Raw genomic sequence first — 13,369 nt, 5'->3', positions numbered from 1 at the left:
GGTATCCGGAAAAAACCGCTGATTAAACTTCAGCTGTGTCTTTCCTGGTTCCGGTCACCGTCACTGTGCCGCCAGCTTTTTCGATTGCTTCAATCGCAGCTTTGGACGCACCCGTCACTGTAATGTTGACCTTTTTCGGCGCATCGCCCTTGGCAAGCAGGCGAACACCGTCACCGAGCTTGTTCACGAGGCCCGCTGCGACAAGCGATTCCTCTGTCACGTTCTTGGCGTCGAGCTTGCCGTCTTCAATGGCCTTGCCAAGTCGGCCCAGGTTAACCCAGGCATGCGACTTGGAATTACGAGCCTTAAAGCCGCGCTTTGGCAGGCGCATGTAGATCGGCATCTGGCCGCCTTCGAACCCATTCACGGCGACGCCGGAGCGGGCCTTCTGGCCCTTGACGCCGCGACCGGCTGTCTTGCCCTTGCCGGAACCCACGCCGCGACCAACGCGCATGCGGTTCTTTGTCGAGCCCTCTGCTGGGGACAAATCGTTGAGTTTCATCGCTTTATCTTCCGATATTCTATTCTGTGAGAGCGCTGCCAGTCCGCGATAAGCGCGTTACTCGCCAACTACCTCGACCAAGTGGGCCACTTTGCGGATCATACCACGCACAGGCGCAGTATCTTCGAGTTCCTTCGTACGGCCAACCTTGTTCAGACCGAGCCCCATCAGCGTCTGGCGCTGGCTGGGATCGCGGCCGATCGGGCTGCCCGTTTGACGGACGGTGAGCATTTTCTTCGCCATGTCGCCTGTCCTTCTAGCTTACGATGTCAGCCATGCCGGCTTCGGACGCACCATCGGTACGGCGACCGACAACATCCTGAACCTTGAGACCGCGCTTGGAAGCGACGGAGCGTGGGCTGGCTTGTTCTTTGAGCGCATCAAACGTAGCGCGAACCATGTTGTAAGGGTTCGACGAACCGATCGACTTGCCAACAACGTCCTGGACGCCGAGCACTTCCATCACAGCACGCATCGGACCACCGGCGATAACCCCCGTTCCCGGAGGCGCTGCGCGCAGCACGACCTTGCCGGCGCCATGACGACCCTTGCCATCATGATGGAGCGTGCGGCCTTCACGAAGCGGCACGCGCACCATGTTGCGTTTGGCTTCTTCGGTTGCCTTGCGGATTGCTTCCGGCACTTCGCGGGCCTTGCCCTTGCCAAAGCCTGCGCGGCCCTTCTGGTCGCCGACCACGACGAGCGCAGCAAAACCGAAATTCTTGCCGCCCTTCACCGTCTTGGCGACGCGGTTGATGCCGACCAGCTTGTCAACGATCTCGGAAACTTCTTCCTCACGATCGCGACGACGGCCTCTTCCTCTTTCTTCAGCCATGACGGCGTCTCCTTAGAATTTGAGGCCGCCCTCGCGGGCGGCGTCTGCCAGGGCTTTCACCCGGCCGTGGAACATGTAGCCGCCGCGATCAAACACGACGTCCTCGATACCGGCCTGCTTGGCGCGCTCAGCGAGCGTCTTGCCAACCAGGGCCGCAGCAGCAGAATCTGCGCCGGTCTTGGCCTTGCCAAGAACATCCTTTTCCAGGGTCGATGCCGAAGCGAGCGTAACGCCCTTTTCGTCGTCGATAATCTGGGCAGAAATGTTCTTGTGGCTGCGGGCAACCGACAGGCGTGGACGCCCTTCGGCGACCTTCCGGAGCTTGGCGCGGACGCGCTGGGCGCGGCGCTGCATTTTTTCGCGTGAACTTTTCATCGGCTTACTTCTTCTTGCCTTCCTTGCGGCGGACATATTCGCCAACGTAGCGGATACCCTTGCCTTTGTAAGGCTCAGGCGGACGATACTTGCGGATTTCAGCTGCAACCTGGCCAACGGCCTGCTTGTCAGCGCCAGTGATAACAACCTCGGTCGGCTTCGAGGAAGCAAGCGAGATTCCCTTTGGCGCCTTGTAGATCACATCATGCGAGAAGCCGAGTGCCAGCTTCAGGTCACTGCCCTGCATCTGGGCGCGATAACCAACGCCGACGAGTTCAAGCGACTTCGTGAAGCCTTCCGACACGCCCTGCACCATGTTCGAAGCGCGCGCGCGAGCGGTGCCCCACTGGGTGCGAGCCGTCGAATCGAGTGCCTCGGCGAATGTCGGCAGTCGACGGCCCCGAGCCTTTTCGGCCGCGATCTTGTCTTCTGCAGCCTTCACCAGGTCTGCGCGAGGCATCACGGACAGTTCGTTATTTTCGAACTTCGGTGTGATGACTTCCGCAACGGTGAAAGACATTTCGCCCTTGGGGCCTTTTGCCGTGATCGTCTGGCCACTGACGGAAACCGTCGTGCCATTCGGGACCGGGATTGCGAGTTTTCCAATACGTGACATCAGCGCTCTCCTAGAATACCCGACAGAGCACTTCGCCACCGACATTCTTCGTCCGTGCGGCATTGTCCGACATCACACCCTGCGAAGTAGACAGGATGGAAATGCCCAGACCATTGCGCACGAGCGGAATGTCAGAGACCGAAGAGTACACGCGGCGACCCGGTTTGGAGATACGCTTGATCTCCGAAATGACCGGCTGGCCTTCGTAATACTTGAGCTCGACTTCAAGGTTCTTGTGGCCGTCTTTTTCCACTTCCACGTAACCACGGATGTAACCCTCATCAATGAGGACATCCAGGACGCGGGCGCGGATCTTCGACGCCGGGGTGACAACTTTCGACATGCCGCGCATCTGGGCGTTCCGGATGCGTGTCAGCATATCACCGAGGGGATCAGACAGGTTCATTTGCTCTCCCTCCTTACCAGCTGGATTTCACGAGACCGGGGATCATGCCTGTGGAACCGAGGTCCCTGAGCGCGATCCGCGACATTTTTAGTTTGCGATAGTAACCGCGCGGACGCCCGGTAACTTCGCAGCGATTGCGAACACGGCTTGGCGCAGAGTTCCGAGGAAGCTCAGCCAGCTTGAGGCGTGCTTTGAAACGCTCCTCAAGCGACAGGTTCTCGTCCATCGCGATAGCCTTCAGTTCGGCGCGCTTGTCCGCATAACGTGCGACAAGCTTCTGGCGCCGCTTGTTCTTCTCGATTGCGCTCTTCTTTGCCATATCAGCAGATCTCCTGGCGCTAGTTCCGGAACGGGAAGCCACACTCGGCGAGGAGTGCCTTGGCTTCTTCGTTGGTTGAGGCGGTGGTGCAGACAATGATGTCCATACCGCGAATCTCTTCCACCTGATCGTAAGCGATCTCCGGGAAAACGATGTGTTCTTTGAGGCCCATGGCATAGTTACCCATGCCATCGAAGCTCTTGCCGTTCAGGCCGCGGAAGTCCTTCACGCGCGGAAGCGCAATGTTGGTCAGGCGGTCGAGGAATTCGAACATCCGGTCACGGCGAAGCGTAACCTTGCAGCCGATCAGCATGCCTTCACGAAGCTTGAAGCCGGCAATCGACTTACGCGCTTTCGTGGCAACAGGCTTCTGGCCCGCAATGGCTTCGAGTTCGGCAAGGGCCGCCTTGATCTTCTTGGAGTCGGAGACGGCTTCGCCCACGCCCATGTTGATCACGACCTTGTCGAGTTTCGGAACCTGCATTGGGTTCGTGTAATTGAACTGCTCCTGCAGTTTGCCCCGGATCTCATCGCGGTATTTCGTCTTGAGACGGGGTTCGTATGCCTTAGACATCGATGGATTCCCCTGAACGCTTGGCAAACCGCGTTTTGCGGCCATGCTCGTCTGTCTTGAAGCCGACGCGAACGGCCTTGCCGTCGCGTGGGTCAACGTGTGCAACATTGGAGACCTGAATCGGGGCTTCAAAATTCTTGATGCCGCCCGGGTCCATCTGTGTTGGCTTCTGATGGCGCTTAACGACATTCACGCCGCGAACGACAACACGGTTTTCGTCGACGAGCACTTTAAGCACTTCGCCTTTCGTACCCTTGTCGCGTCCTGCGATCACGATGACCGTGTCGCCTTTTTTGATCTTCGCAGCCATGACTACAGAACCTCCGGCGCCATATTGGCGATCTTGACCTGGTTCTTGCCGCGAAGTTCACGCGGGACCGGGCCAAAAACGCGGGTTCCGATTGGCTCACCATTATTGTTGATAAGCACTGCGGCATTGGAGTCGAACCGGATGGTCGAACCGTCTGCACGATTGATGTCTTTCGCGACTCGAACGACGACAGCCTTGCGGACGTCACCCTTCTTCACGCGGCCCGTCGGAATCGCTTCCTTGATGGATACGACAATGACGTCGCCAACGGACGCGTAACGGCGACCAGCACCGCCCAGCACCTTGATGCACTGGACCCGGCGAGCGCCGGAGTTATCGGCGACGCGGAGATTTGATTGCATCTGGATCATGCGTCACTCCCTTCGCCGGAAACGAGTTCCCAACGCTTCAGCTTGGAATGCGGTGGGCATTCCTGGATGGTTACGGTCTGTCCCTCGACAGCCACATTGGCTTCGTCGTGGGCGTGGTACTTCTTCGAACGGCGAACGATCTTCTTCATCACCGGGTGGGTGAAGGTACGCTCGACGCGAACGATTGCTGTCTTGTCCTGCTTCGTCGAGACAACGACACCTTCCATAATACGTTTAGGCATGTTCTCTCTCCTAAGCCTGACCTGCCACAGCCTTTTCGCGAAGGATCGTTTTGACGCGAGCGATGTCGCGGCGAACTTCCTTGGCTCGGGCTGTTTTCTCCAGCTGGCCGGTGGCCGACTGGAAACGCAGGTTGAACTGTTCTTTCTTCAGCTTGATCAGCTCATCCTTGAGCTGGTCGGCGCTTTTGTTTCTCACATCAGAGGCTTTCATGATCAGATCCCCTCAATCCGCTTGACGACTTTGGTCTTGATCGGAAGCTTGGCTGCGCCAAGGCGCAGGGCTTCGCGGGCAATATCTTCCGGCACACCGTCGATCTCGAACATGATGCGGCCAGGCGAGACACGCGCGACCCAACGGTCGACCGAGCCCTTGCCCTTACCCATCCGGACTTCAATCGGCTTTGCCGACACAGGCACATCCGGGAAAACGCGGATCCATACTTTGCCCTGGCGCTTCATGTAGCGCGTGACGGCACGACGCGTGGCTTCGATCTGGCGCGCCGTGACGCGCTCAGGCTCAAGCGCCTTGAGGCCGAACTGACCGAAGGCCAGCGTGAAGCCGCCCTTGGCAGTGCCATTGATCCGGCCCTTGAAGGCCTTCCTGAATTTGGTTCGCTTCGGCTGACGCATCTCTTACGCTCCGGCGGCTTGCGCACCGGTGGCCGGTCCGCGTTGGTTGGCATTGGCACGGGCACGTGACTGGCCCGAAGACTCAAGGCGTTTGTCCTGGGCCATCGGATCGTGCTCCATGATCTCGCCTTTGTAGACCCAGACCTTGATGCCGATGATGCCGTAGGTGGTGAGGGCTTCAGCCGTGCCGTAATCAATATCGGCGCGCAGCGTGTGCAGCGGCACGGAGCCTTCTGCATACTGCTCGGTCCGCGCGATCTCTGCACCACCGAGGCGGCCCGACACCATGATGCGGATACCTTCAGCACCGAGACGCATGGCGGACTGGATCGAACGCTTCATCGTGCGGCGGAACGAGGCCCGGCGCTCGAGCTGGCGCGCGATGTCGTCGGCGATCAGCGTTGCGTCGATTTCCGGCTTGCGGATTTCGACCAGGTTCACGCGAACCTCGTCATCCGTCATCTTGGCCAGTTCCTTGCGGAGAACCTCGATGTCGCCACCCTTTTTGCCGATCACCAGACCCGGACGCGCCGTGTGGATGGTGATGAGGCATTTCTTGTGCGGACGCTCGATTATGATTTTCGAAATACCGGCTTGCTTCAGCTTGATGCGGATCGCCTTGCGGATCGCAAGGTCCTCATGAAGCAAGCGGCCGAAATCGGCGCTGTCTGCGTACCAGCGGCTGTCTGACGTCCGGTTGATACCGAGACGAAAACCGATTGGATTGACTTTCTGACCCATCAGGCGGCCTCCGCTTCCATGCTTGTGTCACGAAGGACAATGGTAACTTGCGCAAACGGCTTGAGCACGCGCGCAGCACGGCCACGGGCGCGGGCCCGGATGCGCTTCATCACCATGTTCTTGCCGACGTGGGCTTCGGCAACGACAAGACTGTCGATGTCGAGACCGTGATTGTTCTCTGCGTTGGCGATCGCGCTCTGCAGCAGCTTGCGAACGTCCTTGGCAGGGCGTTTTGGCGAAAACTGCAACTCAGCCAGCGCGCGTTCCACAGGCAGGCCGCGGATCTGCTGGGCCAGCAGGTTCAGCTTCTGCGGGCTCGAACGGTACATGCGCAAAACGGCGCGTGACTCGTTGCTGGCCTGCTTCGGAGGGTTTTTCGTCTTTCCCATGACTACTTCCGCTTCGCTTTCTTGTCAGCGCCGTGGCCGTAATAGGTACGGGTAGGAGCGAACTCGCCAAACTTGTGGCCGACCATCTCTTCAGAGACGGTGACCGGGATGAACTTGTTGCCATTGTGGACCTGGAAGTTCAGGCCGATGAAGTTTGGCAGGATTGTCGAACGACGCGACCAGGTCTTGATGACCGAGCGCTTCTCGGAGGCGCGAGCCTCTTCGGCCTTCTTCAGCAGATAGCCGTCGACAAATGGGCCTTTCCAGACAGAACGTGACATGTCTCGCGGCTCCTCTAGCGTTTCGCGTTACGGCGGCGGATGATCAGGCGATCCGTCGCTTTGTTTGAACGGGTCTTCGGACCGCGGGTTTTCTTGCCCCATGGCGTCACTGGGTGACGACCACCGGACGACTTGCCTTCACCACCACCGTGCGGGTGGTCGACCGGGTTCATGACGACGCCGCGGACAGACGGGCGCTTGCCCATGTGACGCTTGCGTCCGGCCTTGGAGAGGACCTGGTTCATGTTGTCCGGGTTCGAAACGGCGCCGATGGTTGCAAGGCAGGTGTCGAGCACCATGCGAAGCTCGCCAGAGGTCAGCTTGATCTGCGCATAACCACCGTCACGACCGACCAGCTGGGCATATGTACCGGCTGAACGGATCATCTGAGCGCCTTTTTGAGGCTTCAGCTCGATATTGTGGATGATCGTACCGACCGGAATGCTCTTCAGCGGCAACGTGTTGCCCGGCTTGATGTCAGCCGTTGCGGACGTCACGACCGTGTCACCGACCTCAAGGCGCTGTGGCGCGATGATGTAGGACAGCAGGCCGTCTTCATACTTGATCAGCGCGATGAACGCCGTGCGGTTCGGGTCATACTCCAGGCGTTCGACAACAGCTGGCATGTCCCAGCGGTTACGCTTGAAGTCGACCTTGCGATACAGCTTCTTGGCGCCACCACCGATACGGCGGGCGGTAATACGACCGCGGTTGTTGCGACCACCCTTCTTGGACAGGCCTTCGGTCAGCGCCTTTACGGGCTTGCCCTTGTGCAGGTCCGAGCGATCAACCAGCACGAGCTGGCGACGGCCTGGGGAAGTTGGATTGAATGTCTTGAGTGCCATTTTCTACGTCCTTCCCCTACAGGCCTGTCGAAATGTCGACAGATTGGCCTTCGGCGAGCGTGACAATGGCCTTCTTGACGTCATTACGACGGCCGAGATGACCCTTGAAACGCTTTGTCTTGCCCTTCTGGAGCAGCGTGTTGACCTTGGTGACCTCAACCTTGAAGAGGGCCTCAACAGCCTCCTTGATCGACTTCTTGTCGGAGTCCATGGACACCTCGAAGACGATCTTGTTCTCTTCAGCGACCAGCGTCGATTTCTCGGTGATGATCGGACGACGGATGATGTCGTAGTGATGTTGCTTCGGATCAGCCATGACTATTCAGCCTCTGCTGCGATTGCGGATTGAGCCAGCGTGCCGTCGAAGCGAGCCTGAATGCCTTCAGCAGCTTCTTTCGTTATGACCAGCGTCTTGCGGCGCAGGATGTCATACACGTTCAGGCCGGCAACCGGGAGCACATCCACGTTCGGGATGTTGCGCGCGGCCTTGGCGAAGTTTTCGTCAACCGTGATGCCCGAGATGATCAGGGCATTCTCGATGCCGAGACCTGCGAAATGGGCCGCCAGGTCTTTTGTCTTGGCTTCTTTCAGCGTCGCCGCATCAATCACCATGAACGAGTCGGCAACGATTTTCGACGACAGGGCATGGGCCAGCGCCAGCTTGCGAACCTTCTTGGGAAGGTCATGCGCATGGCTGCGGACGCGCGGGCCGTGAGCGACACCACCACCGACAAAGATCGGGGCGTTACGCGAGCCGTGGCGAGCGCCGCCCGAACCCTTCTGGCGGATGAATTTCTTGGTCGTCACGGACACTTCAGACCGCGACTGGGTCTTGTGCGTGCCAGCCTGACGCTTGGCGAGTTGCCAGCGGACCGTACGATGAAGGAGGTCCTTGCGGATATCCTCAATCCCGAAGATCGCATCATCGAGCGTAATCTTGCCGGCAGCTTTGCCAGCGAGGGTTTTGACTGCGAGTTCCATTATTCAGCACCCTCTGTCTGGGCAGGAGCGTTAGCCGACTTGAAGGAGCCAGACTTCGGCGCATCAGCCGGAAGGGCCTTCTTCACGGCATCGCGGATTTCCACGAACGAACCGTCATGACCGGACACAGCGCCCTTCACGAGGATCAGGCCACGCTCAACATCTGTGCGCACAACCGTCAGGTTCTGGGTCGTGATACGGTCGGTACCGAGGTGGCCAGCCATTTTCTTGTTCTTGAACACGCGGCCCGGATCCTGGTTCATACCGGTCGAACCATGGGCGCGGTGAGAGATCGACACACCGTGGGTGGCGCGCATGCCGCCAAAGTTCCAGCGCTTCATCGCACCGGCAAAGCCTTTGCCGATTGCGTAGCTGGCTACGTCGACCTTCTGGCCTGGCACGAAGTGGTCAGCCAGAACTTCAGCGCCGACCTCAGGCAGATCGCCCGAGACGCGGAACTCCTTCAGCTTGGCCTTGGGCGCCACGCCGGCTTTCGCGAACTGGCCGCGCAGGGCCTTGTTCGTGCGCTTGGCTTTCTTTTCGCCAGCACCAAGGATGACAGCCTTGTAGCCGTCCGTACGGGTGACTTCGCCACCCTTCTTGGTCGTGACAGAGCGCTCGTCTTCGGTGCGCACGCCAACAACCTGACAGCCGTCGAGCGACAGAACCGTCACGGGAATGTGGCGGCCGTCTTCATCAAAGACGCGTGTCATGCCCAGTTTGCGGGCCAGCACGCCGGAACGGGGAGCCGGAAGAGCCATTAGCGCGCTCCCTCAAGCTTGATTTCAATACCGACGCCAGACGACAGGTCGAGCTTCATCAGGGCATCGACCGTTTGCGGGGTCGGATCCACGATGTCGAGGATACGCTTGTGCGTACGGATCTCGAATTGCTCTCGCGATTTCTTATCAACGTGCGGAGAGCGGTTCACGGTGAAACGCTCGATACGGGTTGGAAGCGGGATCGGACCCTTGACTTCAGCGCCCGTGCGCTTTGCTGTGTTCACGATCTCTTTCGCCGACATGTCGAGGGCGCGGTGATCGAAGGCTTTCAGCCTGATCCGGATATTTTGTCGTTCCATCGTTCTCGTCCGTCCGCACAAAACACTTAAGCCCAGGGCGATGGCTCGTCAGCATCGAGCGCCCGGGTTGGGTGGGGTTAAATTGTCAGTTTCGAGGGAGCGTTCGCTAATTAAGCGCGGCCATCCCGGCGAATTGGTGCTTCTATGGGAAGGAATCACCGGCGTCAACAGGCGAAACGGGGAATTTGCAGACAATGGCTGCGTCGGTTTGGCCCGCCGCGCTACGCGCGGAAATCCTCCCCGCGCACAGGCGTGTTTAGACCAGCGAGTTCGCAGGTCGACCGTGCCCCATTCAGGTTTGCGAAAGCACTTCTGCTTCGACCTGCACGAGCCGGTCTTTGCCGAAGAACATCTCATCGCCCACAAAGAAGGTCGGAATGCCGAAGGCGCCGCGCGCGACGGCGGCATTTGTATTCGCGACCAGCCGCTCTTTGACAGCCGGATCCTGCGTTTGCGCCAGAAGGGCGGGTCCATCGAAGCCGGCTTCCGTCATTGCTGCAGCGAATACGTCAGGATCATCCATCTTCAGGCCATCTTCCCACATATGCTTCAGTCCCGCCTCAATATAGGCGTCCAACTGGCCGTTCATCTGTGCGGCGACCGCTCCTCGCATCAGGATCAGCGTATTGACCGGAAAATGCGGATTGAACCGGTACCGGTCGGCTTTGTGCTGCTTTATGAAGCGTGCCATTTCCAGCTGCTCATAGGCCAGCTTTCCCTTCACGTTTCCGAAGGCGATCATGGGGGCCTGATTGCCGGTTGCCTTGAATATACCCCCCAGCAGGCAGGGAATGTAGTTCACAGTGGCGCCCGTTCGAGCGGCAATGCCCGACATCAGCTGGTGCGCGAGATAGGCATTGGGACTGCCGAAATCGAATATGAAGTCGATGGACTTTGTCATGGGTGACTCTCCTACCAGGTTTCCTTCCACGGGCGCAGGTCCAGTTCATGCGTCCAGGCGGTGCGTGGCTGCCTGTGCAGCATCACATAATTCTGGGCGATATGGTCCGGGTTGAGGATCGCATCGGCATCGCGCTTCGCGTCCACATCCGGCACCATGTCGCGAATGAAATTGGAATCGATCGCGCCATCGATAATCGTGTGCGCGACGTGGATATTGTGCGGGCCAAGCTCCCGGGCCATCGATTGGGCCAAGGCCCTGAGCGCGTGCTTGGCACCCGCGAAGGCGGCCAGACGCTCCCGTCCGCGCGTGCTCGCTGTTGCGCCCGTGAAGATGATTGTCCCGTGACCGCGCTCCAGCATGCGCTTGGCGACTTCGCGCCCCATCAGGAATCCGGCGAAGCAGGCCATCTCCCACACTTTGCGATACACGCGCGCCGTGGTTTCCGTGATCGGGAACTGGACGTTGGCGCCAATATTGAACACGGCGACCTCAATCGGCGCGATCTCCGATTCGATCTTGTCGATCAGCGCAACCATAGCATCCTCGTCGCGCGCATCCGTTGGAAGGGCCACCGCCTCGTTCCCTTCATCCCGAATACTTTGCGCCAGCACTTCCAGCGCATCGGCATGTGTTGGCCGACGCACCAGGCATGACACCATACCCTCCCACGCGAAGGCCCGACCGATGGCCCCGCCTGTATCATCCCCGGCACCGATCACGAGGCAGGCTTGCTTGGCGGCCATGGCGTTTCCCTCACTGCGCAAATTGGTTGCAAAAAACTACCAATATCGTAATGGTACGGAAACGCAACCAAATTATTCGTTCGCCGATGGGAGACCTGACATGGCCAAGCGGCACACGCACACCTGCCCGATCGCGGGAGTCCTCAATATTTTTGGTGACAACTGGACCTGGCTGATCGTCCGCGAGGCCTTCTATGGCGCAACCCGTTTCAGCGAAATCATGCGCAATACCGGCATCGCCCGGAATGTGCTGAGCGAGCGGCTGGACCGGCTGCTTGAAGAGGGAATCCTCAGGCGCGAGGATGTCGGCGCGAACGGCACTCGCTATGCCTATATCCTCACTGACAAGGGCGAATCCCTCTACCCTATCCTCCTCGCACTCCACCAATGGGGCAATGCGCACGTCTATGGTCCCGGGAATGAACCGGTGCTTCTGGTGGAGAAGGCAACTGGCCTGCCGCTGCGACCCATGGCTCCCACAGGTAGCGATGGCGCAACACTTTCGCGCGCAGACATCCTTACCGAACCTGGCCCTGGCGCCAGCCTTGCCACCCAGCGGCGTCTCGCCGAAGCGACCAGACAATCGCAAAAATAATTAGATTTACGCCGGGACAACCCCGTCCGATTCAGGGTGACTCCCTTTCCGGGCAGGTTAAACTGCCCACACGATGGAAGCCGCACCGCCGCACCGCACGACCCTGCTAACCCGGATCGCCTATGGCTTTGGCTCGGTCGCGTATGGCGTAAAGGAAGCAGGGTTCGGCTATTTCCTGCTTATCTTCTACGGCACGGTTGTGGGGGTTGAGCCTGGCCTTGTCGGCCTCGCCATCTTCATCGCCCTCCTTGTGGACGCGGTCAGCGACCCGGTTGTGGGCTACCTTTCCGACAATTGGCGGTCACGATGGGGGCGTCGGCACCCCTTCATGTATGCTGCGGCCATTCCCGTATCGATCAGCTATTTCCTGCTCTGGAATCCGCCCGAACTGAGCGACGGCCAGATGTTCTGGTACTTGCTGTTGCTGGCCATTCTGATCCGCACATTCATCACATTCTACGAAACACCCAGCTCCTCCCTGATGCCCGAGCTGTCGCAGGACTATGACGAGCGCACAAAGCTGCAGGCGTGGCGGCTCTATTTTGGCTGGACCGGTGGCAACCTCATGAGTGTGCTGATGTTCGGTGTGCTGCTGGTCGCAACCGAAAAGTACCCGGTCGGCACACTCAACCGCGACGGCTACGCGACCTATGGCATCATCTCGTCGATCCTGATCTTCCTCGCCATCATGATATCCGCGCTGGGTACGCATTCACAGATAAGACATTTCCACCCGCCACCTCCGAAGCGGAAGATCGGTCTGGGCACGATCTTCAGGGAAGTGTTCGAAACGCTGGGTGACCGGTCCTTCTTCGCCTTGTTTGTCGCCACGCTGTTCGGCGCGGTGGCGTCGGGCCTCTCCGCTGCGCTCGCCTTCCTCATGTTGACCTATTTCTGGGGCTTCTCCGGCTCGCAGATTTTCCTCTGGACCCTGCTGGTTTTCATTTCGGCGCTGATCGGCCTGCTGGTTGCGCCCATGATCGTGAAACGGTTCGGCAAGAAGCGAGGTGTCATCTGGCTCGGTGTCGTTGCGTTCACGATGGCCCCGGCCCCGGTCATCCTGCGTCTCTTCGGCCTCATGCCGGAGAATGGCCACCCGCTGCTCTATCCCATAGTTGCGACGATCAACACGATTGATGTCGCCCTGATTATCGCGCTGCAGGCGGTTCTATATTCGATGATCGCAGACCTTGTGGAGCAGAGTGAGCTCCGGACCGGCCGTCGGTCAGAAGGTGTATTTTTCGCTGCAGTGACCTTCACCCGCAAAGCGACCCAGGGCCTCGGTGCTTTTTCCGCCGGCCTCATCCTGTCCATCGTCTCTTTTCCGCAAGGCGCGACCGTGGACCAGGTCTCGCCGGAGACATTGTGGCGGCTGGGCGCGTATTATGCGCCGACACTGCTTCTCTTGTGGACGTGCATGATCATCGCTGTCGGCTACTACCGCATCGATCGTGGGGACCATGAGGACAATCTTCAGCAGCTCGCAGCGCGCAGGCTTGCTGAAGCGGCAAGCGCCAACGATACAGCCTGAAATACACGCCATATCTGACGGGTATCAACGGATCTCTACCCTGCTTAAATTAGGCGCGCATTCCGCCCGCCTTGCCGCGACAAAAAAGGCCGCTTCCT

The 13,369-nt window shown here is 59.2% G+C and carries 25 protein-coding genes; 2 read left to right on the top strand and 23 right to left on the bottom strand.

Translation table 11 applies throughout. From position 1 onward, the window contains the following. Positions 1–22 precede the first annotated feature (22 nt). The 23 genes from rplO to ACQ66M_RS13355 form a co-directional block, all read right to left on the bottom strand. Positions 23–502, bottom strand: a complete 480-nt coding sequence (rplO, locus tag ACQ66M_RS13465) for a 50S ribosomal protein L15 (protein WP_430404466.1) — start codon at positions 500–502, stop codon at positions 23–25. Between the two features lie 57 nt (positions 503–559). Continuing rightward, the gene (rpmD, locus tag ACQ66M_RS13460) at positions 560–745 is read right to left on the bottom strand and encodes a 50S ribosomal protein L30 (protein WP_045694788.1); all 186 of its coding nucleotides are present in this window, start codon (positions 743–745) and stop codon (positions 560–562) included. A gap of 13 nt (positions 746–758) precedes the next feature. Next, positions 759–1,337 carry a 30S ribosomal protein S5 gene (gene rpsE, locus ACQ66M_RS13455; protein ID WP_045694790.1) on the bottom strand — a complete coding sequence of 193 codons (579 nt, stop codon included), beginning with the start codon at positions 1,335–1,337 and terminating at the stop codon, positions 759–761. 12 nt (positions 1,338–1,349) lie between these two features. Then, positions 1,350–1,712, bottom strand: coding sequence for a 50S ribosomal protein L18 (rplR, locus tag ACQ66M_RS13450; protein ID WP_045694791.1), 363 nt, complete (start codon positions 1,710–1,712; stop codon positions 1,350–1,352). Between the two features lie 4 nt (positions 1,713–1,716). Further along, positions 1,717–2,328, bottom strand: coding sequence for a 50S ribosomal protein L6 (gene rplF / locus ACQ66M_RS13445; protein WP_350171403.1), 612 nt, complete (start codon positions 2,326–2,328; stop codon positions 1,717–1,719). Between the two features lie 10 nt (positions 2,329–2,338). After that, the gene (rpsH, locus tag ACQ66M_RS13440; RefSeq protein ID WP_045694795.1) at positions 2,339–2,734 is read right to left on the bottom strand and encodes a 30S ribosomal protein S8; all 396 of its coding nucleotides are present in this window, start codon (positions 2,732–2,734) and stop codon (positions 2,339–2,341) included. Between the two features lie 13 nt (positions 2,735–2,747). Continuing rightward, positions 2,748–3,053 carry a 30S ribosomal protein S14 gene (gene rpsN, locus ACQ66M_RS13435; RefSeq protein ID WP_045694796.1) on the bottom strand — a complete coding sequence of 102 codons (306 nt, stop codon included), beginning with the start codon at positions 3,051–3,053 and terminating at the stop codon, positions 2,748–2,750. 19 nt (positions 3,054–3,072) lie between these two features. Next, a complete protein-coding gene (rplE, locus tag ACQ66M_RS13430; RefSeq protein WP_045694798.1) occupies positions 3,073–3,627 on the bottom strand; it encodes a 50S ribosomal protein L5 in 555 nt (184 codons plus the stop codon). Further along, positions 3,620–3,937, bottom strand: coding sequence for a 50S ribosomal protein L24 (gene rplX / locus ACQ66M_RS13425; RefSeq protein WP_045694799.1), 318 nt, complete (start codon positions 3,935–3,937; stop codon positions 3,620–3,622). Before rplX ends, rplE begins: the two co-directional genes overlap by 8 nt. A 2-nt stretch (positions 3,938–3,939) precedes the next feature. Then, the gene (rplN, locus tag ACQ66M_RS13420; protein WP_034738431.1) at positions 3,940–4,308 is read right to left on the bottom strand and encodes a 50S ribosomal protein L14; all 369 of its coding nucleotides are present in this window, start codon (positions 4,306–4,308) and stop codon (positions 3,940–3,942) included. Next, entirely contained in the window at positions 4,305–4,550 is a 246-nt protein-coding gene (rpsQ, locus tag ACQ66M_RS13415; protein WP_045694801.1) for a 30S ribosomal protein S17, read from the bottom strand. Before rpsQ ends, rplN begins: the two co-directional genes overlap by 4 nt. A 10-nt stretch (positions 4,551–4,560) precedes the next feature. After that, complete coding sequence (gene rpmC / locus ACQ66M_RS13410) at positions 4,561–4,761, bottom strand: 50S ribosomal protein L29 (RefSeq protein ID WP_045694802.1); 201 nt, start codon at positions 4,759–4,761, stop codon at positions 4,561–4,563. Between the two features lie 2 nt (positions 4,762–4,763). Then, positions 4,764–5,180: a 50S ribosomal protein L16 gene (gene rplP, locus ACQ66M_RS13405; protein ID WP_350171401.1), complete on the bottom strand. Its 417-nt coding sequence runs from the start codon at positions 5,178–5,180 to the stop codon at positions 4,764–4,766. Positions 5,181–5,183: 3 nt separating this feature from the next. Beyond that, positions 5,184–5,921 (bottom strand): 30S ribosomal protein S3, encoded by a 738-nt coding sequence (gene rpsC, locus ACQ66M_RS13400; RefSeq protein ID WP_350171400.1) that lies wholly within the window; start codon positions 5,919–5,921, stop codon positions 5,184–5,186. Continuing rightward, positions 5,921–6,310: a 50S ribosomal protein L22 gene (gene rplV, locus ACQ66M_RS13395; RefSeq protein WP_350171399.1), complete on the bottom strand. Its 390-nt coding sequence runs from the start codon at positions 6,308–6,310 to the stop codon at positions 5,921–5,923. The genes rpsC and rplV overlap by 1 nt, the downstream gene beginning before the upstream one ends. 2 nt (positions 6,311–6,312) lie before the next feature. Then, complete coding sequence (rpsS, locus tag ACQ66M_RS13390; protein WP_350171398.1) at positions 6,313–6,591, bottom strand: 30S ribosomal protein S19; 279 nt, start codon at positions 6,589–6,591, stop codon at positions 6,313–6,315. A gap of 14 nt (positions 6,592–6,605) precedes the next feature. Continuing rightward, positions 6,606–7,436 (bottom strand): 50S ribosomal protein L2, encoded by an 831-nt coding sequence (gene rplB, locus ACQ66M_RS13385; RefSeq protein ID WP_350171397.1) that lies wholly within the window; start codon positions 7,434–7,436, stop codon positions 6,606–6,608. Positions 7,437–7,452: 16 nt separating this feature from the next. Next, entirely contained in the window at positions 7,453–7,752 is a 300-nt protein-coding gene (locus tag ACQ66M_RS13380; protein WP_350171396.1) for a 50S ribosomal protein L23, read from the bottom strand. 2 nt (positions 7,753–7,754) lie between these two features. Further along, positions 7,755–8,417: a 50S ribosomal protein L4 gene (gene rplD, locus ACQ66M_RS13375; RefSeq protein ID WP_350171395.1), complete on the bottom strand. Its 663-nt coding sequence runs from the start codon at positions 8,415–8,417 to the stop codon at positions 7,755–7,757. Beyond that, complete coding sequence (gene rplC / locus ACQ66M_RS13370) at positions 8,417–9,178, bottom strand: 50S ribosomal protein L3 (protein WP_350171394.1); 762 nt, start codon at positions 9,176–9,178, stop codon at positions 8,417–8,419. The genes rplD and rplC overlap by 1 nt, the downstream gene beginning before the upstream one ends. Continuing rightward, positions 9,178–9,498, bottom strand: coding sequence for a 30S ribosomal protein S10 (gene rpsJ / locus ACQ66M_RS13365; RefSeq protein WP_034738419.1), 321 nt, complete (start codon positions 9,496–9,498; stop codon positions 9,178–9,180). Before rpsJ ends, rplC begins: the two co-directional genes overlap by 1 nt. 292 nt (positions 9,499–9,790) lie before the next feature. Continuing rightward, positions 9,791–10,399, bottom strand: a complete 609-nt coding sequence (locus tag ACQ66M_RS13360) for a 2-hydroxychromene-2-carboxylate isomerase (RefSeq protein WP_350171393.1) — start codon at positions 10,397–10,399, stop codon at positions 9,791–9,793. An 11-nt stretch (positions 10,400–10,410) separates the two neighbouring features. After that, entirely contained in the window at positions 10,411–11,145 is a 735-nt protein-coding gene (locus ACQ66M_RS13355) for an SDR family oxidoreductase (protein WP_430404464.1), read from the bottom strand. Positions 11,146–11,245: 100 nt separating this feature from the next. Between ACQ66M_RS13355 and ACQ66M_RS13350 the strand changes: the two genes are divergently transcribed. Then, positions 11,246–11,740, top strand: a complete 495-nt coding sequence (locus ACQ66M_RS13350; RefSeq protein WP_430404462.1) for a winged helix-turn-helix transcriptional regulator — start codon at positions 11,246–11,248, stop codon at positions 11,738–11,740. A gap of 73 nt (positions 11,741–11,813) precedes the next feature. Beyond that, complete coding sequence (locus tag ACQ66M_RS13345; RefSeq protein ID WP_350171390.1) at positions 11,814–13,271, top strand: MFS transporter; 1,458 nt, start codon at positions 11,814–11,816, stop codon at positions 13,269–13,271. Positions 13,272–13,369: the final 98 nt, after the last annotated feature.

The sequence above is a fragment of the Hyphomonas sp. genome, from assembly GCF_965284475.1.
GTDB lineage: Bacteria > Pseudomonadota > Alphaproteobacteria > Caulobacterales > Hyphomonadaceae > Hyphomonas.
The sequence above is the reverse complement of the archived record's forward strand: the minus strand, read 5'-3'. Positions and strand labels throughout refer to the sequence as shown.

Bases quoted from the DNA above. Each gene is read 5' to 3' on its own strand.
- rplN (WP_034738431.1), bottom strand. From the start codon at position 4,308: ATGATCCAGATGCAATCAAATCTCCGCGTCGCCGATAACTCCGGCGCT.
- rplR (WP_045694791.1), bottom strand. From the start codon at position 1,712: ATGAAAAGTTCACGCGAAAAAATGCAGCGCCGCGCCCAGCGCGTCCGC.
- rpsN (WP_045694796.1), bottom strand. From the start codon at position 3,053: ATGGCAAAGAAGAGCGCAATCGAGAAGAACAAGCGGCGCCAGAAGCTT.
- ACQ66M_RS13380 (WP_350171396.1), bottom strand. From the start codon at position 7,752: ATGGCTGATCCGAAGCAACATCACTACGACATCATCCGTCGTCCGATC.
- rpsH (WP_045694795.1), bottom strand. From the start codon at position 2,734: ATGAACCTGTCTGATCCCCTCGGTGATATGCTGACACGCATCCGGAAC.
- rpsC (WP_350171400.1), bottom strand. From the start codon at position 5,921: ATGGGTCAGAAAGTCAATCCAATCGGTTTTCGTCTCGGTATCAACCGG.
- rpmC (WP_045694802.1), bottom strand. From the start codon at position 4,761: ATGAAAGCCTCTGATGTGAGAAACAAAAGCGCCGACCAGCTCAAGGAT.
- rplF (WP_350171403.1), bottom strand. From the start codon at position 2,328: ATGTCACGTATTGGAAAACTCGCAATCCCGGTCCCGAATGGCACGACG.
- rplX (WP_045694799.1), bottom strand. From the start codon at position 3,937: ATGGCTGCGAAGATCAAAAAAGGCGACACGGTCATCGTGATCGCAGGA.
- rpmD (WP_045694788.1), bottom strand. From the start codon at position 745: ATGGCGAAGAAAATGCTCACCGTCCGTCAAACGGGCAGCCCGATCGGC.
- ACQ66M_RS13355 (WP_430404464.1), bottom strand. From the start codon at position 11,145: ATGGCCGCCAAGCAAGCCTGCCTCGTGATCGGTGCCGGGGATGATACA.
- rpsQ (WP_045694801.1), bottom strand. From the start codon at position 4,550: ATGCCTAAACGTATTATGGAAGGTGTCGTTGTCTCGACGAAGCAGGAC.
- rpsS (WP_350171398.1), bottom strand. From the start codon at position 6,591: ATGTCACGTTCTGTCTGGAAAGGCCCATTTGTCGACGGCTATCTGCTG.
- rpsJ (WP_034738419.1), bottom strand. From the start codon at position 9,498: ATGGAACGACAAAATATCCGGATCAGGCTGAAAGCCTTCGATCACCGC.
- rplE (WP_045694798.1), bottom strand. From the start codon at position 3,627: ATGTCTAAGGCATACGAACCCCGTCTCAAGACGAAATACCGCGATGAG.
- rplP (WP_350171401.1), bottom strand. From the start codon at position 5,180: ATGCGTCAGCCGAAGCGAACCAAATTCAGGAAGGCCTTCAAGGGCCGG.
- rpsE (WP_045694790.1), bottom strand. From the start codon at position 1,337: ATGGCTGAAGAAAGAGGAAGAGGCCGTCGTCGCGATCGTGAGGAAGAA.
- rplD (WP_350171395.1), bottom strand. From the start codon at position 8,417: ATGGAACTCGCAGTCAAAACCCTCGCTGGCAAAGCTGCCGGCAAGATT.
- rplB (WP_350171397.1), bottom strand. From the start codon at position 7,436: ATGGCACTCAAGACATTCAATCCAACTTCCCCAGGCCGTCGCCAGCTC.
- ACQ66M_RS13360 (WP_350171393.1), bottom strand. From the start codon at position 10,399: ATGACAAAGTCCATCGACTTCATATTCGATTTCGGCAGTCCCAATGCC.
- rplC (WP_350171394.1), bottom strand. From the start codon at position 9,178: ATGGCTCTTCCGGCTCCCCGTTCCGGCGTGCTGGCCCGCAAACTGGGC.
- ACQ66M_RS13350 (WP_430404462.1), top strand. From the start codon at position 11,246: ATGGCCAAGCGGCACACGCACACCTGCCCGATCGCGGGAGTCCTCAAT.
- rplV (WP_350171399.1), bottom strand. From the start codon at position 6,310: ATGGGAAAGACGAAAAACCCTCCGAAGCAGGCCAGCAACGAGTCACGC.
- ACQ66M_RS13345 (WP_350171390.1), top strand. From the start codon at position 11,814: ATGGAAGCCGCACCGCCGCACCGCACGACCCTGCTAACCCGGATCGCC.
- rplO (WP_430404466.1), bottom strand. From the start codon at position 502: ATGAAACTCAACGATTTGTCCCCAGCAGAGGGCTCGACAAAGAACCGC.